This window comes from Billgrantia sp. NRB1 (assembly GCF_056921725.1).
In genome coordinates this window covers 4,076,647-4,099,689 of record NZ_CM167783.1, presented here as the reverse complement: position 1 = coordinate 4,099,689, position 23,043 = coordinate 4,076,647, and the positions used below count along the sequence as shown (strand labels likewise).

The 23,043-nt window shown below is 65.6% G+C and carries 24 protein-coding genes and 1 tRNA gene; 16 read left to right on the top strand and 9 right to left on the bottom strand.

Features of this window, described 5'->3' with window-relative positions:
- Positions 1 to 10 precede the first annotated feature (10 nt).
- The 4 genes from ACZIYR_RS18790 to chrA all read left to right on the top strand — a co-directional run bounded on the left by ACZIYR_RS18790 (position 11) and on the right by chrA (position 6,093).
- The gene (locus ACZIYR_RS18790) at positions 11 to 3,145 is read left to right on the top strand and encodes an efflux RND transporter permease subunit (protein ID WP_483527708.1); all 3,135 of its coding nucleotides are present in this window, start codon (positions 11 to 13) and stop codon (positions 3,143 to 3,145) included.
- Between the two features lie 10 nt (positions 3,146 to 3,155).
- Entirely contained in the window at positions 3,156 to 3,536 is a 381-nt protein-coding gene (locus ACZIYR_RS18785; protein WP_483527707.1) for a copper-binding protein, read from the top strand.
- A gap of 543 nt (positions 3,537 to 4,079) precedes the next feature.
- Positions 4,080 to 4,496, top strand: a complete 417-nt coding sequence (locus ACZIYR_RS18780; protein ID WP_483527706.1) for a hypothetical protein — start codon at positions 4,080 to 4,082, stop codon at positions 4,494 to 4,496.
- Between the two features lie 220 nt (positions 4,497 to 4,716).
- A complete protein-coding gene (gene chrA, locus ACZIYR_RS18775; protein ID WP_483527705.1) occupies positions 4,717 to 6,093 on the top strand; it encodes a chromate efflux transporter in 1,377 nt (458 codons plus the stop codon).
- Positions 6,094 to 6,228: 135 nt separating this feature from the next.
- Here chrA and ACZIYR_RS18770 read toward each other — a convergent pair whose 3' ends face one another.
- The 6 genes from ACZIYR_RS18770 to ACZIYR_RS18745 all read right to left on the bottom strand — a co-directional run bounded on the left by ACZIYR_RS18770 (position 6,229) and on the right by ACZIYR_RS18745 (position 8,907).
- Entirely contained in the window at positions 6,229 to 6,534 is a 306-nt protein-coding gene (locus ACZIYR_RS18770) for a PDDEXK family nuclease (protein ID WP_483527704.1), read from the bottom strand.
- 63 nt (positions 6,535 to 6,597) lie between these two features.
- The gene (locus ACZIYR_RS18765) at positions 6,598 to 6,840 is read right to left on the bottom strand and encodes a PDDEXK family nuclease (protein ID WP_483527703.1); all 243 of its coding nucleotides are present in this window, start codon (positions 6,838 to 6,840) and stop codon (positions 6,598 to 6,600) included.
- 77 nt (positions 6,841 to 6,917) lie between these two features.
- Positions 6,918 to 7,703, bottom strand: coding sequence for an ERF family protein (locus tag ACZIYR_RS18760; RefSeq protein WP_483527702.1), 786 nt, complete (start codon positions 7,701 to 7,703; stop codon positions 6,918 to 6,920).
- A gap of 18 nt (positions 7,704 to 7,721) precedes the next feature.
- Positions 7,722 to 7,907 (bottom strand): hypothetical protein, encoded by a 186-nt coding sequence (locus tag ACZIYR_RS18755; protein ID WP_483527701.1) that lies wholly within the window; start codon positions 7,905 to 7,907, stop codon positions 7,722 to 7,724.
- A gap of 137 nt (positions 7,908 to 8,044) precedes the next feature.
- Positions 8,045 to 8,470: a DUF932 domain-containing protein gene (locus tag ACZIYR_RS18750; protein WP_483527700.1), complete on the bottom strand. Its 426-nt coding sequence runs from the start codon at positions 8,468 to 8,470 to the stop codon at positions 8,045 to 8,047.
- 2 nt (positions 8,471 to 8,472) lie between these two features.
- Positions 8,473 to 8,907 (bottom strand): DUF932 domain-containing protein, encoded by a 435-nt coding sequence (locus ACZIYR_RS18745; protein WP_483527699.1) that lies wholly within the window; start codon positions 8,905 to 8,907, stop codon positions 8,473 to 8,475.
- A 336-nt stretch (positions 8,908 to 9,243) separates the two neighbouring features.
- Here ACZIYR_RS18745 and ACZIYR_RS18740 point away from each other — a divergent pair, with 336 nt between their 5' ends.
- Positions 9,244 to 10,602, top strand: coding sequence for an AAA family ATPase (locus ACZIYR_RS18740; protein WP_483527698.1), 1,359 nt, complete (start codon positions 9,244 to 9,246; stop codon positions 10,600 to 10,602).
- Positions 10,595 to 11,224: a retron Ec78 anti-phage system effector HNH endonuclease PtuB gene (ptuB, locus tag ACZIYR_RS18735; RefSeq protein WP_483527697.1), complete on the top strand. Its 630-nt coding sequence runs from the start codon at positions 10,595 to 10,597 to the stop codon at positions 11,222 to 11,224. Before ACZIYR_RS18740 ends, ptuB begins: the two co-directional genes overlap by 8 nt.
- A gap of 7 nt (positions 11,225 to 11,231) precedes the next feature.
- On the opposite strand, the gene ACZIYR_RS18730 is transcribed toward ptuB, so the two are convergent.
- On the bottom strand, positions 11,232 to 12,113 hold the full coding sequence (locus ACZIYR_RS18730; RefSeq protein ID WP_483527696.1) for a YicC/YloC family endoribonuclease: 882 nt from the start codon (positions 12,111 to 12,113) through the stop codon (positions 11,232 to 11,234).
- 175 nt (positions 12,114 to 12,288) lie between these two features.
- Here ACZIYR_RS18730 and rph point away from each other — a divergent pair, with 175 nt between their 5' ends.
- The gene (rph, locus tag ACZIYR_RS18725) at positions 12,289 to 13,026 is read left to right on the top strand and encodes a ribonuclease PH (RefSeq protein ID WP_483527695.1); all 738 of its coding nucleotides are present in this window, start codon (positions 12,289 to 12,291) and stop codon (positions 13,024 to 13,026) included.
- An 81-nt stretch (positions 13,027 to 13,107) separates the two neighbouring features.
- On the opposite strand, the gene ACZIYR_RS18720 is transcribed toward rph, so the two are convergent.
- Positions 13,108 to 13,875, bottom strand: a complete 768-nt coding sequence (locus ACZIYR_RS18720; protein WP_483527694.1) for an exodeoxyribonuclease III — start codon at positions 13,873 to 13,875, stop codon at positions 13,108 to 13,110.
- A 144-nt stretch (positions 13,876 to 14,019) separates the two neighbouring features.
- On the opposite strand from ACZIYR_RS18720, the gene pyrE reads away from it, so the two are divergent.
- From pyrE to rep, 4 genes are all read left to right on the top strand, one after another.
- Positions 14,020 to 14,691 carry an orotate phosphoribosyltransferase gene (gene pyrE / locus ACZIYR_RS18715; RefSeq protein WP_483527693.1) on the top strand — a complete coding sequence of 224 codons (672 nt, stop codon included), beginning with the start codon at positions 14,020 to 14,022 and terminating at the stop codon, positions 14,689 to 14,691.
- A 52-nt stretch (positions 14,692 to 14,743) separates the two neighbouring features.
- Entirely contained in the window at positions 14,744 to 15,313 is a 570-nt protein-coding gene (locus ACZIYR_RS18710; protein WP_473031847.1) for a YfaZ family outer membrane protein, read from the top strand.
- An 87-nt stretch (positions 15,314 to 15,400) separates the two neighbouring features.
- A complete protein-coding gene (gene trmL / locus ACZIYR_RS18705; RefSeq protein ID WP_483527692.1) occupies positions 15,401 to 15,892 on the top strand; it encodes a tRNA (uridine(34)/cytosine(34)/5-carboxymethylaminomethyluridine(34)-2'-O)-methyltransferase TrmL in 492 nt (163 codons plus the stop codon).
- The gene (rep, locus tag ACZIYR_RS18700) at positions 15,889 to 17,958 is read left to right on the top strand and encodes a DNA helicase Rep (protein WP_483527691.1); all 2,070 of its coding nucleotides are present in this window, start codon (positions 15,889 to 15,891) and stop codon (positions 17,956 to 17,958) included. The genes trmL and rep overlap by 4 nt, the downstream gene beginning before the upstream one ends.
- A gap of 130 nt (positions 17,959 to 18,088) precedes the next feature.
- Here the strand turns inward: rep and ACZIYR_RS18695 are convergent, their stop codons facing one another.
- Complete coding sequence (locus ACZIYR_RS18695; RefSeq protein WP_473031846.1) at positions 18,089 to 18,982, bottom strand: c-type cytochrome; 894 nt, start codon at positions 18,980 to 18,982, stop codon at positions 18,089 to 18,091.
- 417 nt (positions 18,983 to 19,399) lie between these two features.
- Between ACZIYR_RS18695 and ACZIYR_RS18690 the strand changes: the two genes are divergently transcribed.
- The 5 genes from ACZIYR_RS18690 (at position 19,400) to ACZIYR_RS18670 (ending at position 22,865) form a co-directional block, all read left to right on the top strand.
- The gene (locus tag ACZIYR_RS18690) at positions 19,400 to 20,215 is read left to right on the top strand and encodes a hypothetical protein (protein WP_483527690.1); all 816 of its coding nucleotides are present in this window, start codon (positions 19,400 to 19,402) and stop codon (positions 20,213 to 20,215) included.
- A gap of 36 nt (positions 20,216 to 20,251) precedes the next feature.
- Positions 20,252 to 21,406 carry a hypothetical protein gene (locus tag ACZIYR_RS18685; protein WP_483527689.1) on the top strand — a complete coding sequence of 385 codons (1,155 nt, stop codon included), beginning with the start codon at positions 20,252 to 20,254 and terminating at the stop codon, positions 21,404 to 21,406.
- 99 nt (positions 21,407 to 21,505) lie between these two features.
- A tRNA-Arg gene (locus tag ACZIYR_RS18680) sits at positions 21,506 to 21,582 on the top strand.
- A gap of 65 nt (positions 21,583 to 21,647) precedes the next feature.
- The gene (locus ACZIYR_RS18675) at positions 21,648 to 21,803 is read left to right on the top strand and encodes a restriction endonuclease subunit S domain-containing protein (protein ID WP_473034946.1); all 156 of its coding nucleotides are present in this window, start codon (positions 21,648 to 21,650) and stop codon (positions 21,801 to 21,803) included.
- A gap of 30 nt (positions 21,804 to 21,833) precedes the next feature.
- Positions 21,834 to 22,865 (top strand): Abi family protein, encoded by a 1,032-nt coding sequence (locus ACZIYR_RS18670; RefSeq protein WP_483527688.1) that lies wholly within the window; start codon positions 21,834 to 21,836, stop codon positions 22,863 to 22,865.
- The last annotated feature ends 178 nt before the right edge of the window (positions 22,866 to 23,043 follow it).

The following is a 23,043-nucleotide window of genomic DNA, read 5'->3' as shown; positions in this document are numbered from 1 at the left end:
GAGACGTTTCATGATTGAACGGATCATCACGTGGTCACTGCACAATCGTCTCCTGGTGCTGCTGTTGACTGCCGTGTTCGTCGTCTGGGGGATATTTTCCGGTCGCCAGATGCCGCTTGACGCCATCCCGGACCTCTCGGATGTTCAGGTGATCGTGCACACCAGCTATCCCGGCCAAGCGCCTCAAGTGGTGGAAGATCAGGTCACCTATCCGCTGTCGACGGCCATGCTGGCCGTGCCTCAGGCGCGGGACGTGCGCGGTTTCTCCATGTTTGGTGACTCCTATGTCTATGTCCTGTTCGAGGATGGCACCGACCCCTACTGGGCGCGCTCCCGCGTGCTGGAGTACTTGAGCCAGGTGGCACCCCGCCTGCCAGACGGTGCCACGCCTGCGCTGGGGCCGGATGCCACCGGCGTGGGCTGGGTCTATCAGTACGCCCTGGTGGATCGCAGCGGTGAGCTCGACCTGGCGGACCTGCGCTCGCTGCAGGACTGGTTCTTGAAGTTCGAGTTGCAGTCCGTGTCGGGTGTTTCCGAGGTCGCCACGCTGGGTGGAATGGTCAAGCAGTATCAGGTCGTGCTCGACCCGAATCGGGCACGCGCCTATGGCCTGACCCTTTCGGGCATCCGTTCGGCCATTTCGGATGCCAACCGCGAAGCGGGCGGTTCCGTGGTGGAGATGGGCGAGGCGGAATACATGGTGCGCTCGCGTGGCTACCTGACCGGTATCGAGGAGCTTCGCCTGGCGCCCGTTGGCCTGGGTGAAGATGGCACACCTGTACTGCTCGAGGACGTGGCCGAGATCCGCATTGGCCCCGCCGCCCGTCGCGGCATCGCCGAGCTAGATGGTGAAGGCGAGACGGTGGGCGCCCTGGTAGTGATGCGTCACGGCGAAAATGCGCTTGCCACCATCGAGCGGGTTCAGGCTCGCCTCGATGAGTTGCGTCCAAGCCTGCCTGAGGGCGTGGAGATCGTGGAAACCTACGATCGCTCGGTGTTGATTCAGGAGTCGGTGGATAATCTCACGGTCAAGCTATTGCAGGAATTTCTCATCATTGCCCTGGTGTGCATCGTCTTCCTGCTGCATTTCCGTTCGGCACTGGTGGCAATCGTTGCGCTGCCGATCGGTATTCTGGCGGCGCTGATGATCATGCAGCAGCAGGGCATCAACGCCAATATCATGTCGCTGGGCGGCATCGCCGTGACCATTGGCGCCATGGTGGATGCCGCCATCGTCATGGTCGAGAACTTGCACAAGCGGCTCGAGAAGGCGCCGCCAGGCGAGGACCGCTGGTATACCGTGGCCGAGGCAGCCAAGGAAACGGGCCGGCCGATCTTCTTTGCGCTGCTGATCATCGTGGTCAGCTTCCTGCCGCTGTTTACGCTGCAGGGCCAGGAAGGACGCATGTTTCAGCCGTTGGCCTTCACCGGGACCTACGCCATGGCGGCGGCGGCTGGCCTGGGCATCACCCTGGTGCCGGTACTCATGGGCTATCTGGTACGGGGGCGTATCCGGCCGGAATCTGCGCATCCGCTCAGCCGAGCCCTGATTGCCATCTATCGACCCGGCCTGGATGGCCTGCTGCGCTTTCCCTGGACAACCGTTGCTGCGGCAGTGCTGATTGCTGCTAGCGTAGCTTATCCGGCCAGCAAGCTTGGCAGTGAGTTTATGCCGGAACTGGATGAAGGTGATCTGATGTACATGCCGTCGCTGGAGCCCGGTGTTTCTATTGGCAAGGTGCGTGAATTCATGCAGCAGACTAATCGTCTCATCCTGTCGGTGCCGGAAGTGGAGCGAGTCTTCGGCAAGGCGGGACGCGCTGATACTGCCACCGATCCGGCGCCTATCGGTATGCTTGAAACCGTCATTCGCTTCAAGCCACGCGACCAGTGGCGTGAGGGTATGACCAAGACTGATATCATTCGGGAGCTCGATGAGACGGTCAGCTTTCCTGGAGTAGCGAACGTCTGGGTTCCGCCGATCAAGACGCGCATCGATATGCTCTCAACCGGCATTCGCTCCCCCGTGGGCATCAAGGTGGCAGGCGCCGACCTGGGAGAAATCGAGCGGATTGGGCGCGAGATCGAGCATGTACTCCAGGATGTCCCTGGCACGGCTTCTGCCTATGCCGACCGCACCGCTGCCGGCCGCTATGTCGAAGTCGATATCGACCGCCGGGCAGCAGCTCGCCACGGCGTCAATGTCAGCGACTTGCAGGACATCATTCAGACCGCAGTGGGTGGGATGAATGTGAGTGAAACCGTCGAGGGGCTTGAGCGCTACCCTATCAACCTGCGCTATCCCCAGGACTGGCGTGACTCGCTCGAGAGCCTGAGAGACCTGCCGGTCATCACATCGTCTGGCTCTTACCTTCCCCTTCAGGCATTGGCTCAGGTGGATATCGTCGATGGTCCGGCCATGATCCGTACCGAGAATGCACGCCTTAACGGCTGGGTTGTGGTCGACATTCGGGGGCGTGATATCGGCTCTTACGTGGCTGAGGCGCGTCAACACGTCATGGAGCAGGTCGCGTTGCCAGCGGGTTACTCGGTCACATGGTCGGGCCAGTACGAGTACATGGAGCGGGCCAAGGAGCGCCTGCAGTGGGTCGTCCCGGTGACCATCGTGCTGATATTCCTGCTGCTCTATCTCTGCTTCCGCAATACTGCTGAGACTTTCATGCTGATGGGTTCACTCCCGTTCGCTGCTGTCGGAGGCGTCTGGCTGCTCCATTGGCTCGCTTATGATGTCTCGGTCGCCGTGGCGGCGGGGTTCATCCTGCTGATCGGGCTGTCGGCGGAGTTCGCTGTGGTCATGCTGATGTATGTCAAGGGAGCGGTCGAGCAACGCCAGCCCCGCAGCCGTGGCGAGTTACGTGAGGCAATTATCGAGGGGGCTGTGATGCGGGTTAGGCCCAAGGCGATGACCTCGCTGACGGTGGTGCTGGGGCTAAGCCCGCTGTTGCTGGATTCCGGTCCCGGGTCCGAGGCCATGCAGCGCATAGCCACCCCCATGGTTGGCGGCATGATCTCTGCTCCCCTTGTTTCACTGCTGCTTATCCCGGTGCTCTACTGGCTCTGGCAGCGTCGCAAGTTCCCTGAAACCGCCTCTCGCGAGGCACCGCAAATCGTTCCTAGTCATTGAGGAGAACCCCATGAAATCCCATCACACCCTCGTTTCGCTGGCCGCAGCGGCGGCTCTGAGCCTCGCTGGCGCGGCCATGGCGGGCAGCGACCCTGATCATGCGGGGCATGACGGCCACGGCAAGCACGACGAGGCGAACAGCGAGACGGTGGAGCGCACTGCTGAAGGCGTCGGTGTCATCCAGGCGATTGCCGAAGACGGCAGCAGCGTGCTGCTGGCGCACCAGCCCATCCCCGAGCTGCGCTGGCCGGCCATGACCATGGAGCTGGCACTGGCCGATCCGGCGTTGGCCGCAGGACTGGAGGTGGATGCCGAGGTAGACTTCGTGCTGCATCAGGTCGGCGCCACCGACTACGAGATCGGTGCCATCTCGCCGACGGGCGCGCCCTGAGGTCCGTGGCCCCCGTGGCAGTCCGGGGGCCCAGCCGATGATGCCAGCGAAAGCCGTGCCGGTTCGGGCGCGGCTTTCGCGTCTCTCGGGAAGTGTTGCCAGTCGCTTATCATGCAGTGCATCGCTCGGCGGGCAGGCAGCGACGTCCGTCGGTGCCTGTTCGATACGCTGCGGGTTCGCGTTCTTCTCGTGCATCTCCACCAGTTGACCCTCAGCCAGGGCGCTGGCCTCGGCGCAGTGAGTGCCATCTCCAATTGCAACAGTTCGGCGATCTCTTTCAGGCTGCATCCCAGCTGCAGGGAAGTCTTCACGGTGCCCTCCGTTCGTCAGCATCGCTCGAAAGTTAACAAAATTGTCATGTTGGGGTCAGCTTCTTGTCTGCTTTTCGGCGTTAATCTAGGCGCAGAAAGAATGAGAAAAGACGGGGAGGAACAGTGTAAGTCAACCCTGTCATCTCCCTGAACACCATTCACTCACTCCTGGCGATGAGTCGATGGTTAAAACTGGAAGTCGATGTATTTCATGTCAACGATGAGGTGTAACATGATCAAGAAAGTCGCTCTCACTGCCGCTGTGGTTAGCCTGTTCTCGGTGCCCGCCTTTGCCGGATTTGGCAATACGTCAACGCAGGATATTCTGCTTCAGGAGGGCAGCAATCCCAGCAAGCTGATTTCCAGCGGTCAGCCACACACGTATCAACTGAACCTGGAGCAAGATGCTTCCATCAGGATTGGAACCGATCACTTCCCGGGCATGAATCATTCCATGCTGCGCATGGAAGCCACGCTGGTCGATGCGTCGGGAAACGTCGTGGCGGAAGTGGGGTCGAGCTATGGGGATTTTGAAATCCAGGAGACACTATCCTCTGGAAGCTACCGGCTGATGGTATCAGGCAATGACGCTCCAGGAGGCGATAGCTGGCACGAACATCGCTACAGCCTTCACGTCGATATCCAGTAATATCCAGTAAAAGGGCCGCGTAATCACACCGCACCGTATGATCTGGGTACATTGGCCGGCGTTGCGCCGGCCTTTCCTGTATGGGAAACGGCGCTAGGCTTTTCAGGACGTAAGCGGGGAGAGTGAGATTGAGCGGGCGTTCTGGCCCTGGGCTGGTTTGCGATGCCGGATCAGGGCAGAATCCTGACCCTGAAAGACATTTCCTTGCCTGCGAGCGTCTATGCCCCCCGCCAACGAAACGCCCCACCAGGTTCCCTTCCGCGAGGCCGTGATGGTCTGGCTGCGCGTGGCCATGCTGAGCTTCGGCGGCCCGGCCGGCCAGATCGCGGTGATGCATCGCATCCTCGTCGAGGAGAAGCAGTGGATCGGCGAGCGGCGTTTCCTGCACGCCCTCAACTACTGCATGATGCTGCCGGGGCCGGAGGCCCAGCAGCTGGCGATCTACATCGGCTGGCTGATGCACCGCACCCGGGGCGGCCTGGTGGCCGGCAGCCTCTTCGTGCTGCCCGGCTTCATCGCCATCCTGGCGCTGAGCTACCTCTATGCGGCGCTTGGCAACGTGGGCCTGGTGGAGGGGCTCTTCTTCGGCCTCAAGGCGGCGGTGCTCGCGGTGGTGCTCAACGCCGTGGTGCGGATCGGCAAGCGGGCGCTGCGCAACCGGGTGATGATCGGCCTCGCGGCGGCGGCCTTCGTGGCGATCTTCTTCCTCGAGATCGCCTTCCCCCTGATCATCCTGGGGGCGGCGCTGATCGGCTTCTGGGGCGGCAGGCGTGGCCTGGCGGCCTTCGAGGCGGGGGGCGGCGGCCACGGGGAGGACGGCGGCCAGGGGCTCAGCGACCGCGACTCGCTGCTCGGCGAGGGGCTGCCGGCCCATGCGCGCCCCAACCGTGGCTGGTCCCTGCGGGTCTCGGCGATCTTCCTGCTGCTGTGGCTGACACCGGTGGCGCTGCTGCTGATCACGCTGGGGGGGGACAACGTCTTCAGCCAGATCGCCACCTTCTTCAGCAAGATGGCGGTGGTCACCTTCGGCGGCGCCTATGCGGTGCTGGGCTACGTGACCCAGGAGGCGGTGCAGCACTACGGCTGGCTGGCCCCCGGGGAGATGCTCGACGGCCTGGGCATGGCCGAGACCACCCCGGGCCCGCTGATCCAGGTGGTGCAGTTCGTCGGCTTCATGGGCGCCTATCGCGAGGCCGTCGGGCTCGACCCCATGCTGGCGGCGACGCTCGCGGCGGTGCTCACCACCTGGGTCACCTTCGTGCCCTGCTTCCTGTGGATCTTCCTCGGCGCCCCCTATGTGGAGCGGCTGCGCGACAACCGGGCCCTCAGCGCGGCGCTGTCGGCCATCACCGCCGCGGTGGTGGGGGTGATCCTCAACCTGGCGATCTGGTTCGGTCTCCACGTGATCTTCGCCGAGGTGGCCGAGCGGCACCTGCTCGGGGTGCGCCTGCTGATTCCGCAGCTCGGCACCCTGGACCCCCTGGCCCTGCTGCTGGCCGCCGGGGCCATGGTCGCCACCTTTCGCTTTCGGGTCGGCATGCTCAAGGTGCTGGGTGGCTGCGCGCTGCTCGGCATTCTCCTTTCCCTGGCGCTTTGATGTGCTGAGTCTGGTGACACGGTTCAGGGAGTGCACCCAAGAACCAAAAAAGAAGAGGCATGGTATGCCGGTGCCACCCCGCAGGGCAGCACCGGCGCTATGGCATGAACAGGTTCTGGACCCTGACAAACTTCCTCACGCCGCCATGACCATGGCCATGCGGCGCTCCAGTTCCTCGTAGAACGACTCGACGCGCTCGGCGATGGTTTGAATCAGCGCCTCGTCCCGGTAGACGCGTTTCACGAACAGCGGCATCCCCGGCCAGTAGCTGACGAAGTCGATCCACTCCCGCTCGCTGACCCACAGCCCGCCCTGGCACTGGGCCACGTGCTCCTGGGGTAGCTCGCCCTCGAGCAGCAGCTCGACCTGGTACTTGGGCAGCTTGGTCTTGATCTCCACCAGGCCGTTACCGTCCACCAGGCAGTCGGGGGAGTAGCCCATCCCGTGGTTGAGGATGATGCCGACCTGCCTCAGACGGGGCAGGCCGGTGGCCTAGTGATAGAGCTACCGGGCCATGGGCTCCAGTTCATGGCCGCGCTGGGTGTGGCTGTTGCCCTGGAAGGCATCCGAGGGCTCGCCGGTGATGCGCTCACCGATCAGCTGATGCATGTAGCTCAGCGCCCCAGCGCCGAAGCCTCCCGGCCCCTTGCCCTTGACCAGCAGGGTCTTCAGCTCGGACATGGTAACAATGCCGAGACGGGCGGCATGCCACTCGGGTGTGCCCTGTTCCAGTGTCAGGATCTGCATGACGCTCTCCTTGTGAATGGGAATTCCCTGCATAGGGAAATCGGCATAGGAAGCGAGGGACGCCCCTCGCCAGCCAGTCAGTGACGTTGATGGGTGGGCAGCGCCCGTTTGGTGAGGGAAGCACGCAGCTTGTCGAAGTCGCAGCGTGGCACCTGCTCGGCCTCGCCGTACTTGCCGACGAACCATTCCTGGGTGGTGGGCGGACAGGCCGCGATCAGCTGCTTGAGCTGTCCCGCCTGGAAGGGCGTGACGGGCTTTATCGGTGCCGCGGCATGGCCGTTGTCGTCCTGACCGCGGGTGGTGATATTGAGCAGTGCGCACAACACATAGCGCTTGCCGTAGCTGGTAGAAGAGCCGAAGGCCTGCACGGCGTTCTTGCTGCCGCTGGTATCGGCCGGCAGCAGCATGCTGGCCTCCTCACGATGACCGTCCTTGTGCATCAGCACGCCGGTCACCTGGATGCCCCGCTCCTGGGTCTGGATACGGAAGCTCACCGCGAAGCCGTGTTTCTTCATGATCGGCCGCACCGTGTCGACGATGTCCTCCAGAGTGGCGTAGTAGCCGGTGTTGGTCTTGCCACGCTCGGCGATGCTGGGCAGCTCCGTCTGCATGGCCGCCTTGGTGGCGCTGTAGGCCATCAGCGCCTGGCGATCGAGGACGCGCTCCTGCATCTGCAGCAGGCGCTCCATCTTGTCGATATCGACCTGAGGGTTGAGGGCCGCCCGCTCGATCACCTGGATGATCGCGGTGCTCTCCTGAAGCGGCGCCGAGGGAACCGGCTCCGGCTCGGCAGGGCACGCCAGGGAGTGGCGGGTGACCTGGTTGTTGGGCTTGCCATGCGGGGGATGGATAGGGGTTGCCATGGGATGCTCCTTGGTGATTCAGCGGTACTGGTTGATGACGTCCTGGAGCTGATCGGCGGGGACCGGCTCCAGCGACACGACCACGCGGAATACCCGGCCATGGGCCAGCACGTGGGTCTGGGCTTGCGTCTCACCGGCGCCAAGCAGCTGGCGGGCCAGCCGGGTCAGCGCCTGGCAGGTGTCGAACGAGATACGGGGTTGCATGGGGTCCTCGAGACACAGAAACGCCCGGCCTTGGAGGGGCCGGGCGCTATGCCGTTATGGCGTAGGTAGGGATAGGTGAAAGGCATCATTGAGTTGAAGGAAATGACGCGAGAGTGGGCGCTCACATCGGCCAGCCGTCAGGCCACTAGCGCCATGGCGGACTCGAGTGCCTTGTCCTTGAGACTGGCGCCCTGACCGAACCAGGCCGAGTCCATGCGGTAGTCGTTGCTGCGGGCACGCTTCTCATGGTCGACGTGCTCGGTGATGGCGTTGAGCAGGCCCCAGGCGGTGCCCTGGGCCGTGCACAGCCGTGAGCCCCGCCCCTCGCCGTGGTAGAGCTTCTGGACGCGGTTGAGGGCCCTCACGTTGGGCAGCTTGGAGGGATCGTCCAGCGGTTCCTCGGCGTTGCAGATCACCGACTGGAAGTAAGCCTTCACTTCCGCCTGGCTGACCTTGCGCTCGGCCAGGGTCTTCATGTGGTACATGAAGTCGTCCCACTGCACGACCGAGATGCCCAGCTGCTGCTTGACCCGCTGCGGGTTGAACTCGGTGCTGTGGGGCACCTTCACCCCCTGCCCTGGCTCATGCCATCCACCGCGATGGTCAGGGTGTTGTTGCAGACCACCCGTACCGAGGTCGGTGTGGCCACCGTGGCAAGGGACCCGTCACAGGAGGTCGCCAGCAACAGGTAGGCGTTGACCTGGTCCTGGCCCTTCAACGCCGTGCCCAGGCCGCTACGGCCCAGCGCCCAGAACTTGCGGCCGCCCTTGAGCACCCCCGCGGTCTCCAGCTCATAGCCGGCGTACTCGGTCAAGTCGCGGTAGAACTCCAGCACCTCCTCCGGCTGGACCACCTTGTAGCGCTGGGAGACCACCGACAGCGGTGCCCGGGTATCCGAGCGGTAGAGCACCTTCTGCTCCGGGAAGGAGTGGATGCTGCCCAGATGCCCGGCACCATCGGCGATGAAGCGCACCGGGGAGGATTCGATGTGCCAGTCCATGCCGGCTTGCTGCCGCCAGACCTCGAGTAGTTCAAGCCCGGGGAGGGCTCAGCTCACAGGAGTGATATAGGTTTATAAATCGTTGGAATTTGCCGGTACCAACGCTTTCGGTCATAGAGGCGGAAAAGGTTTGATAGGTGATTCTTTACTGGCTCATTCCCTGTTTCTTAGCCGTTTCGCCGCAATCTTCGGGTGCCGGACCATCAAGTTGTTCCGGCGAATCAGGTCGATAAACTGCCCAGAAATTGCGAGTCATGAGGGAGGTGCAGTCCGGATGACTGGCTGCCCACAACAAGGCAGAATGTGGAAAAGCCCCATGCCACCTGGAGCCGGAGCATGAAGTTCAAACGGATGACCCTCACCAACTTCCGGCATCTTGTGCATTTCGACACCACGCTGGATGAGCGCCTGACGGTGCTGGTCGCTCGCAACGGCCAGGGCAAGACCACCCTGCTCGATGCGCTGGCCATTCTACTGGGCTCTTTCGTGGGGACTTTCGACATGGGCAAGGGGCGCCACATCGAGCGCTCCGATGCCCGCTACCAGCGAGAAGGCGAGGAGGCCGAGCAGGAGCAGCAGTACCCGGTGCGAATTGCCGCGGTGCTGTCTGACCTTGAAGAGGGTGAGGTTTCCGTTGCGCGTGAGCTGACGGGGCCGAAGAATCGCACCACCGTCAAGGACGCCGCGCCGCTGGTCCAGTACGGCAAGGCCCTGATGCTGCAGGTACGGGGCCTTCAGCCTGTCACGCTGCCACTAGTGAGCTACTACGGCACGGGGCGCCTGTGGAAGACCCACAAGAATCTCAAGCGCAAGGCGGTGCTCAGCGAGAGCCGCACGCTAGGCTATGAAGACTGCCTGACATCGGCCTCCAACTACCTGCAGCTTCAGGAGTGGATGGGTAAGGCCACGATGGCTGTCCTCCAGCAGCAGGAGCGCAAGGAAAATGGGACCGGGCGCCTGGTGGGGCAGCTCAATGCGGTGCTGCGAGCTGTCGACAAGGTGCTCGAGCCCGAGGGCTGGTCGGATATTCACTACAGTCTGACCCATGAAGAGCTGGCCATGCAGCAAGAAGGCCAGGGCGTTCTGCCGGTCAGCCTGCTCAGTGACGGTGTTCGTACCATGGTCTCGATGGTAGCCGACATGGCCTGGCGGTGTGCCAAGCTAAATCCCCACCTAGGTGCCGAGGCAGCCAGCCGGACCCCCGGCGTGGTGATGATCGATGAGATCGACCTGCACCTGCATCCAGCCTGGCAGCAGCGAGTGGTGCAGAGCCTGCAGGCGACCTTTCCCGAGATCCAGTTCATCGTCACCACACACAGTCCGCAGGTGCTGACCACGGTCCCCAGGGAGTGCATCCGCTTGTTGGAGACACAGTGGGATGAGAACGCCCATGTCTGGTCACTGACCTCCATCGAGCCGGACTACCAGACGCTGGGCGTGGCCAGCGCCGAGACGCTGTCGCGCATCATGGGTATCGACCCCGTGCCCGAGGTGGTGGAGGCTCGCATGCTCCATGACTACCGGAGAGCCATTGAGCTCGGTGACGACCAGTCCCCGGATGCTCGCACCCTTCGCGAACGGCTTATAGCGCATTTCGGGGAGCAGCATCCCGAGATGCTGGAGTGTGAGCGGCTGCGTCGGTTCCAGGCGATGAAGCGGAGGATCAAGGGCAGGGAGTCGTCATCGGATGCATAAGCTGGAGCGACCGGAGGCCCCGGGATGCCTTGCCGAGTATCAGCGTGGCGCGAAGGATTGGCAGCGCATCAGCTCGGCGGAGAAGCGAGAGATCTGGGTGCAGCTGGACGCCATGCAGGGTCAGCGGTGCGCCTACTGTGAGGATCTGCTCCACCCAGGGCGTCGCCATATCGAGCACTTTCGGCAGCGGTCGCGCTTCCCGGAGGGCACCTTCCAGTGGGACAACCTGTTTGGCTCCTGCAACAAGTCTGGCAGCTGCGGGAAGCGAAAGGACCGCAGCGAGTACCGGGCAGGCGACATTCTCAAGCCCGATGTCGACGATCCTGACGACTACCTGCGTTTTCTCTCCGATGGAGGGATAGCGCTACACCACGATCTGACAGCCGACCGGCGCCATCGGGCCGAGGAGACGCTGCGAGTGTTCAATCTCGACCATGAGCGCGGGGCGCTGCGCCAGATGCGGCGCTCGGCGCTCCAGGGGTATCTGAGCCGGGCCGAGGAGCTGCAGGAGTGGTTCGAGCTCGACGAGGCGCTCTTCCTCGAGTTTCTCGAGGAAGAGCTGCAAGCCATTGCCGGCCTACCGTTTGAAACCGCTATCCGGCATCTGCTGACAGCGGTGTAAAACCGCTTCACTCGATATTCTGGATCTGCTCGCGCATCTGCTCGATCAGCACCTTGAGCTCCACCGCGCAGCGGGTGGTGTTGGCCACCACCGACTTCGAGGAGAGGGTGTTGGCCTCGCGGTTGAGCTCCTGCATCAAGAAGTCCAGGCGCCGGCCCATGGGGCCTTTCTGGCCCAGCTGGCGCTCGACCTCGGCGACGTGGGTCTCCAGCCGGTCGAGCTCCTCGTCGACGTCGGCCTTCTGGGCCAGCAGCACCAGCTCGGCCTCCAGGCGCTGGGGGTCTAGCTCGGCCCTGACCGTTTCCAGGCGCTCGAGCAGCTGACTGCGCTGGCGCTCCAGGATCAGCGGCATTAGCCGGCGCACCTCGGCGACCTGCTCGCGAATGCCGGCCAGGCGGTCGCGGATCAGCGCGGCGAGCTTGTCGCCCTCCCGCGCCCGGGCGTCGATCAGCTCGCCCAGGGTGGCCCGGAAGAGAGCGACGGCCTCGGCCTTGACGGCGTCCAGGTCGAGGGCCTCCCCCTCCAGCACGCCGGGGTGGTCGAGCAGCGTCAGGGCGTCGGGCAGCGGCGCCTGGGGAAGGGTCTGGCGGATTTCGCCCAGGGCGGTGGCCAGGGCGGTGAGGCGTTCGCGGTTGATCGTGAGCGTCTCGCCGCCGCTGGCCGGCTCGAAGCGCAGGCTGCACTCCACCTTGCCGCGGGCGAGGCGCGAGCGCAGCATCTCGCGGAAGGCCGGCTCCAGGTCGCGCAGCGTCTCGGGCAGGCGAAAGTGCGGCTCGAGATAGCGCTGGTTCACCGAGCGCAGCTCCAGCTGCAGGCTGCCCCACTCGGCCTCGCGGGTCTGGCGGGCGAAGGCGGTCATGCTGTGTACTCGGGTGCTCTGCTCAGCCATGGCGGCTCCCCTTGCGTGTCGAATGGCGGCTCTTTGGAGGGTCTGGGGCGCAGTGTAACCGATTCGGCCGCTGCGCCGTGTAGAATGGCCGCCATCGCCATGCCGGCGGCTGGAGTGGCCTGCGCGTTCGGCCCGGCAGCTGGCGACATCGATTTTCACGACACAGAGAGGATACATGGCTTCCGACCTCAAGCGCCCCAGCGGCCGCCGGCCCGACCAGCCCCGCGAGATCCGCCTGACCCGCGACTACACCCGCCATGCCGAGGGCTCGGTGCTGGTGGAGTTCGGCGACACCCGGGTGCTGTGCAATGCCAGCGTGGAAGCCGGGGTGCCGCGCTGGCTGCGCGGCAAGAAGCAGGGCTGGGTCACCGCCGAGTACGGCATGCTGCCCCGCGCCACCCACACCCGTGGCGGCCGCGAGGCGAGCCGCGGCAAGCAGGGCGGGCGCACCCTAGAGATCCAGCGGCTGATCGGCCGCTCGCTGCGTGCGGCGGTGAATCTCAAGAAGCTGGGCGAATTCACCATCACCGTGGACTGCGATGTCATCCAGGCCGACGGGGGCACCCGCACCGCCGCCATCACCGGTGGCTGCGTGGCGCTGATCGACGCCATCCGCTACCTGCAGCGCGAGAAGCTGATCAAGGGCGACCCCTTCGTGCAGCTGATCAGCTCGGTGTCGGTGGGCATCTTGAAGGGCGTGCCGGTGGTCGATCTGGACTACCCCGAGGACAGCGGTGCCCACACCGACATGAACGTGGTGATGGCCGAGCCGGGCGGGCTGATCGAGGTGCAGGGCACCGCCGAGGCGGGCACCTTCTCGCGCGGCGAGCTCGACGCCATGCTCGACCTGGCGGAAAAGGCCGGGGCCGAGCTGTTCGACCATCAGCGCGAAGCGCTGGGCATTCGCCGCTAAACAGAAACGCATTGCGCCGGCCTATCAAGGCCGGCGCAATGCCTTCCGGCCGGGGCCGGAGCGGCGACGAAGGGAGCGGGCTCAGAGCGTCAGGTCATACTCGACGATCAGCGGCGCGAACTCCGAGAAGGTGGCGTCGTAGTCGATCCAGGCGTCGACCACGTGGCGGCGGAAGTTGGGGCCGACGATCTGGTAGTCGATGCGCCAGCCGTCCTGGCGCGACCGCGGCACGTCCTGATCCAGTTCGGGCCACCAGGTGTACTCGCCGGCGTCGCGGTTGATCTCGCGGAAGGTATCGATAAAGCCGGTAGGGCCGAACACCTGATCCATCCAGGCGCGCTCCTCGGGCTTGAAGCCGGGTGTGGTCTGGTTATCGGCCCAGTTGGCCAGGTCGATGGTCTTGTGGGCGATGTGCCAGGTGCCGCAGATGATGTACTCGCGCCGCTTGCGGGCCATCTTGGTCAGGTATTCCTGATACTGCGCCATGAAGGTCTGCTTGGCGGCGTAGTCGCTGCCGTCGGGCATCAGGAAGCTGACGATGCTGAAGCGGTCGTAGTCGGCCTGAAGGAAGCGCGCCTCATGGTCGCACTGGGGAAAGCCCAGGCCGTACATGATGGCCTTGGGGATCTTGCGGCAGTAGAGCCCCACCCCGGAGAAGCCGTCCTGCTCGGCGTCGAGGAAGTAGCCCTCGTAGCCCTCCGGATAGAGGATGCTGTCGTCGAGCTCGAAGCTCTTGGCCTTGAGGTTCTGGACGCAGACCACGTCGGCGTCCTGGTTGGCCAGCCAGTCGAGAAAGCCGCGGCCGACAGCCTCGCGGATTCCATTGACATTGATGGTAGCGATTTTCATACATGGTCCCTTTAACGTCGCGCGTGTATGATACCCGACGTTTCGACGTTTGGGTAAATGGCCCGTTTCGATAAACGTGATAGGGCCATTGCACTGGCGGTATCAGGGGTAGCAAAAGCGAGGGGAAACGCCGTGGCGGTCAGTATGCAAGCCTACCAGCGAGAGTTCATCGAATTTGCCATCGAGCAGGGCGTGCTGAGCTTCGGCGAGTTCACCCTCAAGTCAGGGCGTGTGAGCCCCTACTTCTTCAACGCCGGCCTGTTCCGCACCGGCGGCGCTCTGGCTCGGCTGGGCCGCTTCTATGCCAGCGCCATCGTCGACAGCGGCCTGGAGGTCGACGTGCTGTTCGGCCCGGCCTACAAGGGCATTCCCCTGGCCTCCACCGCGGCCGTGGCGCTCGCCGATCATCACCATCGCGACCTGCCTTTTGCCTTCAACCGCAAGGAGGCCAAGGACCACGGCGAGGGCGGCAATATCGTCGGCGCCGAGCTGGCGGGACGCATCCTGATCATCGACGACGTGATCACCGCCGGCACCGCCATTCGCGAGGTGATGACGCTGATCGATGCCGCCGGTGCCGAGGCGGCCGGGGTGGTGATCGCCCTGGATCGTCAGGAGCGGGGCGCGGGCGAAGCGGACGCGAATGGCCAGAGTGCCATCCAGGAAGTGGAGTCCCGCTATGGCATGCCGGTGGTCAGCATCGTCACCCTGGACATGGTGCTCGCCTACCTCGAAGAGGCCGGCGACGAGCGGCTGGCCGGGCACGCCCCGGCCATTCGCGCCTACCGCGACCGCTACGGGGTCGCGGCGGGCTAACGGAGCGGGCAAGGAGAATGGCGCAGTCCCTGCGTATCATAAGGAGCCTTTGATGAACGTTTTGACACGATCCCTTGGCACGGTGACCCTGGCCGGCGTGGCACTGCTCAGCGCCGGCGCCGCCCAGGCCGTCGGCAGCCTGGAGCTCAACCTGGGGCCCCACGCGGTGCAGTTCGAGGCCCAGGGCGAAGTGACCCAGGGCATCACCCTGGGCGGCGGGGTGCTACACAGCGAATATCGGCGCGATGCCACCGTTTTTCATGCCCAACTGATGGGCGTGCAGCACAGCCGCGAGCGCGACATCGGCATCGGCGCGCGCTGGACCCAGTATGACACCGACTATGGCAAGGGCGGCGGCCTGGGCCTGGGCGGCTACGGCTATGTCTACCTGCCGCAGATGCCGGAGGTCTCGCTGGGCGGCTACGGTTTCTACACCCCTGGCGTGGCCGCCAGCCGCGACCTGGACGACGGCTACGAGGTCGGCGTGCGTGCCCGCTACGCTTTCGCCCCCAACGTCGACGGCTATGTCGGTCTGCGCCAGCTGGGCGCCGACTTCGATCGCGACCGCGGCACCCGCACCCTGGATCGCGGCGCTCAGGTCGGCGTGCGCCTGCGTTTCTGAGCCGCTTCGGCGTCACCTGTCGCCGAGGATCGCGGGCCCCGTCACGGGGCCCGCCTGCGTTTCACCGGGCCTTCTATCGGAACCGCCATGCTTGATGTCGTTCTCTACCAGCCCGAGATTCCCCCCAACACCGGCAACCTGATCCGGCTGTGTGCCAATACCGGCTTTCGCCTGCACCTGATCGAGCCGCTGGGCTTCGTGCTGGACGACAAGCGGCTGCGCCGCGCCGGGCTCGACTACCACGAGTGGTCGGCGCTGCGCGTGCACCGCGACTGGCCGGCCTTCCTCGAGGCGGTGAAGCCCGGGCGCGTCTTCGCCGTGTCCACCCGCGGGCGCACCGGGTATCATGAGCCGGCCTATCGCGAGGGCGACGTGCTGCTGTTCGGTCCCGAGACCCGCGGGCTGCCCCAGGCGCTGCTCGATGCCCTGCCCGAAGGACAGCGCCTGCGCATCCCCATGCTGGCCGAGAGCCGCAGTCTCAATCTTTCCAATGCCTGTGCGGTGATCGTCTTCGAGGCCTGGCGGCAGCTGGGCTATGCCGGCGCCGCACAGGTGGATCTGCCGAGGAAGCCCCGATGACCCCGACCATTGCCAGCCGCATCGCCCGGCTCAACCCCCGCCAGCAGGAGGCGGTGCGCTATATCGACGGCCCCTGCCTGGTGCTGGCCGGCGCGGGGTCGGGAAAGACCAGCGTGATCACCACCAAGATCGCCTACCTGGTGCAGGAGTGCGGGATGAGCGCCCGGCGCATCGCCGCGGTGACCTTTACCAACAAGGCGGCGCGGGAGATGAAGGAGCGGGTGGGGGAGATGCTCAAGGGCAAGCAGGGCCACGGGCTGACCGTCTCCACCTTCCACACCCTGGGGCTCAATATCATCCGCGGCGAGCTCAAGGCGCTCGGTTACAAGCCCGGCTTCTCGCTGTTCGACCCCGAGGACGCCAAGGCGCTGCTGCGCGACCTGATGAACAAGGACGCCCAGGTCGACGCCGAGCAGATCAACGCCGTCCAGCAGCAGATCTCGGCGTGGAAGAACGATCTGGTGCTGCCGGGCCAGGCACTGTCTCACGCCGGCAGCGATGACGAGCACTATGCCGCCCGGGTCTACGAGGCCTATGTGCGCCACCTCAAGGCCTACAATGCGGTGGACTTCGACGACCTGATCCTGCTGCCGGTGGTGCTGCTGCGCGACGACCCGGAGGCGCTGATGCGCTGGCGTCGCAAGATCCACTACATGCTGGTGGACGAGTATCAGGACACCAACGTCTCCCAGTACCTGCTGGTCAAGCTGCTGATGGGCGAGCGTGCCACCTTCACCGTGGTGGGCGACGACGACCAGTCGATCTACGCCTGGCGCGGCGCGCGTCCCGAGAACCTGGTCACCCTGGGCGAGGATTTTCCGCGGCTCAGGGTCATCAAGCTGGAGCAGAACTACCGCTCCACCGGCACCATCCTGCGCGCTGCCAATACCTTGATTGCCAACAACCCCCACGTCTACGAGAAGACCCTGTGGTCGGAGATGGGCCAGGGGGCGCCGATCCGCGTGGTAGTCAACCGCCATGAGGAGGCCGAGGCCGAACGGGTGGCCAGCGAGATCCTGACGCGGCGGATCAAGGAGCGGGCCGAGTGGCGCGACTTCGCGGTACTTTACCGCGGCAACTTCCAGGCCCGGCTGCTGGAGCTGAAACTCCAGCACTACCAGATCCCCTACAAGCTCTCCGGCGGCACTTCCTTCTTCTCGCGCAACGAGATCAAGGACGCCATGGCCTACCTGCGCCTGCTGATCAATCCCGCCGACGACAACGCCTTCTTGCGCATCGTCAACGTGCCGCGCCGGGAGATCGGCCCCGGTACCCTGGAGAAGCTCGCCAACTATGCCAACGGCCAGACCACCGGTCGCGGCATCTCGCTGTTCGCCGCCTGCCACGAGCTGGGCCTGGCCGAGCAGCTGCCGACCCGGGCCGTGGAGCGGCTGGGCCGCTTTACCCACTTTATCGACGGAGTGCGGCGGCGCATGGACGGCGGTGACGCCATCGCCGCCATTCGCGACATGCTGCGCGAGATGGACTACGAGGCCTGGCTCTACCAGAACGCCAGCGCGCCGACCATCGCCGAGCGGCGCATGGCCAACGTCTGGACCCTGATCGATCAGCTGGAGAAGTCCATGAACCGTGAGCCCGAGGACGATGCGGCCGCCGAGGCGGGCGAGACCGACGACGTGGAAGCGGCGATCTCCCGGCTGGTATTACGCGACATCCTCGAGCAGCAGGCCGAGGAGGACGACACCGACAAGGTGCAGCTGTTGACCATGCATGCCTCCAAGGGGCTGGAGTTTCCCCATGTCTACCTGATGGGCCTGGAAGAGGAGCTGTTGCCCCACCGCAACGCCATCGAGGTCGGCACCGTGGAGGAGGAGCGCCGCCTGGCCTATGTGGGCATCACCCGCGCGCGGCGCACCCTGACCCTGACTCTGGCCCGCCAGCGCAAGGCCTTCGGTGAGCTGATGGACTGCGCGCCGAGCCGTTTTCTCGACGAGCTGCCGGGCGACGACCTGGAGTGGGAGGGGCGGCCGGACCGCGAGGACCCCGAGAAGAAGCAGGCCCGCGGCCAGGATGCCATCGCCGGGCTGCGCTCGCTGTTAGGCTGAGGGCTCTTTATTGGGCTGAGGGCGCTCCATGCAGCGCAGGGCCCTGTGAAGGCTCAAACGCAAGGCCGTTGCGACCCATGCAAAACGGGGCGCCCTTAGGCGCCCCGTTCGTCTTGCTGCGACTCTCGATTTAGCGAGTCGGCTCGACCAGATAGTCGGTGGCGGCACGCACCTCGTCATCGGAGAGGTTGGCGTGGCCGCCCTTGGGCGGCATGGCGCCGATGCCGGTGATGGAGTTCTCGTAGAGGGTCTCCATGCCCTTCTCCATGCGCTCGGCCCAGTGGTCGTCGTTGCCACGAATCGGGGCGCCGGCGGCACCGGTCATGTGACAGGCCATGCACGCTTGGTTGTAGATGGCCTCGCCGTCGATACCGGCCCATGCCGGCTCGTCATCGTCCACGGCGGCCTCTTCGGTCGCGGCCGCTTCCACGGCTTCGTCCTCGACCGCTTCATCGGCTGCCACGGCGGCGGCTTCGGCTTCCTCTTCCAGCGCGCCCTCTTCGGTCACCGCCTCTTCGTCAGCCGCGGGCGCCTCCTCGGCAGGGGCTTCCTCCGCCGGGGCCTCGTCCTCGGCGACATCCGGCACGTCCATCACCGGCTCGAGCAGGTAGGCGGTGGAGGCGGCGACTTCCTCGTCGGAGAGGTTGGGATTGCCGCCGCGGGCCGGCATGGCGCCGATCCCGTTGATGGAGTTGGCCAGCAGCTCGTCCCAACCCTTGTCGAGGCGGTCGGCCCATTGCCCCTCGTTGCCGCGCACCGGGGCACCGGCGGCGCCGGTCTCGTGGCAGGCCATGCACACCCGGTTGTAGATCTCGCCGCCGTCGATGCCGTTGGCGTCGGCGACGTCATTGCCATTGGCCGGAGCGGCGGCGGTGCCGCAGTCTTCGCCCTGCAGGCACAGTTGGCCGGCCGGCTTCAGGCGCTCGGCAATGGCATCGCGGTCCACATCGGCCAGCGCGGACGAGGCGCCCGTCGTCAGGCCCAGGGTGGCCAGGCACCCCATGATCAGCTTGCTGGATTTCACTCTCACCACCTCTTGACGGTCCTGTAATCGAATTCTGTTCGTGGCGACGTCATCGTCGGCATCGCGACAGCCGAGGGATGCCATGATGCGCACAGTGCGCCCCAGTATACCGACAACCCAAACCGCTGGAAAACGCCGCTGCCTACGCCTTTGGCATCGAAGCGATATTGTGGCACACCCGGGCGGCCGTTGGCGCGCCCGCTGGCAGGTGCTGTCGGCGGCGGGGTATCGTGAGTCGGACATAACCCCGGCATGACGCAACGACGAGGCGACTGGCGTGAACGATTTCCCCCTCCCCGATGCCCGACCCTGTCACGCCGCTGCCCTGTCTCGGCGTTGCGCTGGCGCAGATGATCGACGGCCCGGTGATGACGGGGCCGGTGATTCGCCGCGCCCGGCAGGCGGCTGAGGCCGGCCATGCCTCGGCTTCTTCCAGGCAGCCGGTGGGGCGGCGTGCGTCGGCATGGCCACCTGGGGCTTGCGGTATGCGCGCTGCTGGCCTGGTCGCTGCTGGGCCAGGACGCGGCCGGCCTGCTGTTCCTGCCGGTCTGGGGAGTTGCGGCCCTGCTGATCGCCACCGGCAGCCTCGAGGCGGCGCGGCTGAGGCGCCGGGCCTGGCTCGGCCAGTATCTGCGCGACGACTCTCCCTGGCATGGCTGGCTGCGCGGCGGGCTGCTGATGCTGATCCGCCATCAGCTGCTGGGGGCCGGGCTGGCGCTGCTGCTGGTGGTGAAACTCCGCCTGCTGCCACCGGTCTATTGGGCGCCGCTGCTGGCCGGTGCGTTGGGGATGGTGGCGCTACGACACCTGCTGTGCCGCCGCCTGGGGCGCCATGTCATCGCCGCTTACCTGCCGGCGGTGACGCGCCGGCTGGTGGTGTGGCCGACGGCGAGCCTGGTGACCCTGGCGCTGGTCGGCCAGGCGCTGTGGCGTCCGCAGCCCTACCTGGTCGGGCTGGGCTGGGAGCAGGCGCTGATTCGTCACGTGCCGAGCGGTGGTGACAGCCTGCTGGCACTCGGCGAGCGGCTTGCCGAGGCCGTGACCCTGACCCAGTACTGGGCCATGCAGAACGCCGCGGAGCACCCGGCGCTGGGCGAGGGGCTGGTGCTGCTGGGCTGGGTGCTGCTGCTGTTGACCCAGAGCGCCTTCGCCTGGGCCTATGTGCGCCTGCTGGTGGGCGCCGACCGGCTTGCCGCCGGGGCGGGGCCGGCGACCGGCCGGCCGCCGCCATAGCGGGGGAGGCGCGCCACGCGGAACGGAGGGGTTGCCATGCCATCGATCGTCAAGGGGGCCACGCCGGGCACCACCGCCGGCACGGGGCGCTGGCGCTTCGCCGGCTGGCGCCGCTGGGGGCTGTCGCTGCTGATGGTCGGCCTGCTGTTGCTGGCCCTCGATCAGGGGCGTCGGCTGCTGCCCTCGGAGAGCGAGGCGCCGCTGTTTCGGGTGGTGGTGGGCGGTGAATCCCTGATCCTGGATGCCGATGCCCACGCGGCCTTCAACCGCGACCTGGCCGGCTTCGCCGCCGAGTTCGATGCCAGCCTGCAGCAGGAGCTGGCGCCCTGGCTGGCGCCGCGGCTGACGGCGGCCTTCGCCCCCCTGGAGGAGGCCGTGCCCGCCTACTTCGACTGGTACTTCTCGCTGCGCGGCAGCTACCTGCGGCTGGGCATGGCGATCGCCGGCGATCTCGACGACTGGCTCGAGGCCCGGCTGCACCGCCACCTTGTCGAGCAGAGCGGGATCGAGGCGTCGCTGGTCGCGCTCCAGGCCGACTTCGCAACACGGCTGGCGCAGGCCCAGCGGGAGCAGGTCGCGGCGCTGGAGCAGCGCCTGCATGCCCGCTATGTCGGACGACAGGCCACCGCGTCCACCGCCGAGCCCGGCCCTGTCATCGACCTGGGGCTGGTTTTCGACGAGGCCCTGCACGATAGCCTGGATCGGCTGCGCTGGAGCACGGCAGGTACCGGCGGGGCGCTGGGCCTGGTGGCGGGTCGCGCCCTGGCCCAGCGGTTCGCCGCCGGGGCCGCCGCCCAGAGCGCCAGGGTCGCCCTGGGGCGGGTCGCCGCTCGCCTGGGTAGCCAGGCCTCACGCTCCCTGGTCACCGGTGCCACCGCCGGGGCGGCGGCCGCACCCACGGGGCCCGGAGCCCTGGTGGCGGGCACGGCCGCGGTGGCGGTCTCGCTGGCCAGCTTCGCCGGCACCGAGTACGCGCTGCTCAAGGCCGAGGAGACGCGCTATCGCCCGGCCATGGAGGCGGAGCTGCTGGACGAGGTCGCGCGGGCCCGGGAGGAGGTCGGCGAGGCCCTGGAGGCCCGGGTATCCGCCAGTGCCGCCACCCTGGTGGCCAGGCTGGAGCGGACGATGGGCCAGGCGGAAACCGACGCCGAGGTGCCCGACGCCTACCGGATCTTCGGCCGCGGCTCATGAGTGCCGCAACCGCCCGCGGCGGGGCTCGCCGAGTGCCAGGCTGGACAGCCGGGCCCTGGCCAGTTACGATATTGCCGCTTCACGCCAAGCGTGGGGCATGCGCCCGTAGCTCAGTTGGATAGAGTATCGGCCTCCGAAGCCGAGGGTCGCAGGTTCAAATCCTGCCGGGCGCGCCACGAATCCCAAAAGGGGCCTACGACACCGTCGTGGGCCCCTTTTTGACTTCTAGCTAAGAAGCTGCATCGTTCCAGTTCCTCCGCTAGAAGAGCAGCAGCGTATCGTCGACAAGGTCGACGAACTGATGGCCCTATGCGACCAGCTCAAGGCCCGCCTCGGCGAGGCCGGCGAGACCCGTACTCACTTGGCCGAGGCGGTGGTGGAGCAGGCGGTGTCGTAGGAGATGTCGACCACAGCAGGGAGGCCAAGCGTGCGATACAACAAACCATGGCTCAGCTACCGCGACCAGCTGGAAACCCTCAAGGCGCGTGGGCTGACCGTCAGCGACGATGAGAAGGCCCTCGACTACCTGCAGCGCATCGGCTACTACCGGCTGAGCGGCTACTGGTTTCCCTTTCGCCAGCGCAGTGAGCTCTGCTGTGTCTGGCCCCGCCGGAGAGCGGGAAAGAAGGCCAGGAATGGCCGCGTCGAACGTATCGCGCTGGATGACTTCACGCCTGGCGCCACCTTCAGAGATGCCGTCGCGCTCTATGTCTTCGACAAGCAGCTGCGACTGCTGGTGATGGACGCCCTGGAGAGAATCGAGGTGGCATTCCGGGTCGATATCTCCCATACCCTCGGGGAGTACGGCCCTTTCTCCTACCTGGAGCCTGACCAGCTCTTCGAAGCCTTCGCCGAAGAGGTCAATCAAAAGACCGGCATTACCGACCACCAGGCCTGGCTGAAGAAGCAGGCACTGATGATCAACCGCTCCAAGGAAGAGTTTATTCGTCATAACAAGGAGAAGTACGGGCTGCCTCTCCCCATCTGGATCGCCTGCGAAGTGTGGGACTTCGGCACGCTTTCCACGCTCTACGACGGGATGCGTCAGGACGACCAGGATCGGATTTCCGCCCGCTACGGCATCCGTGATGGTCGAGTGCTCGCCTCCTGGCTGCGCAGCCTCAACTACCTCCGCAACGTCTGCGCCCACCATAGCCGGCTGTGGAACCGCAACATGGTGGATCAGCCCAGAAAACCGGGCAGTGGGGACGTGCCTCTCTTCGAGAGCGCCTGGCAGCCTGGAAATGAGCACGTGCTGGCGCGCGTCTTCGTCCTGCTGTGCGTGATCCAGCATCTGCTGTCCACCATCAACCCCAGCTCAAGCTGGTGGCAACGTCTCAAACACTTGCTGCAAGCGTTTCCCGACCTCGCCCATGTCGGGCTCGATCTGCATGGCATGGGCGTCATCGAAGGGTGGGAGCAGTGGGAATGGCCAGAGCAGCCAACGAGCGGCCATTAAAAAACCCCTCAGCAGCTTCACCGCAGAGCGGATCCACCGATCGGGGCCGTGTTGGGGCACATTATAGAGAGCGCCGAGGGCTACCGCAAAAAGAGATATATAGCCCCTAAGCATAAGGAAACGTTTATGGCCATCGAACAGGGCATCTGAAAGCTGGCGGACAGCGCTGGCGAGCCAC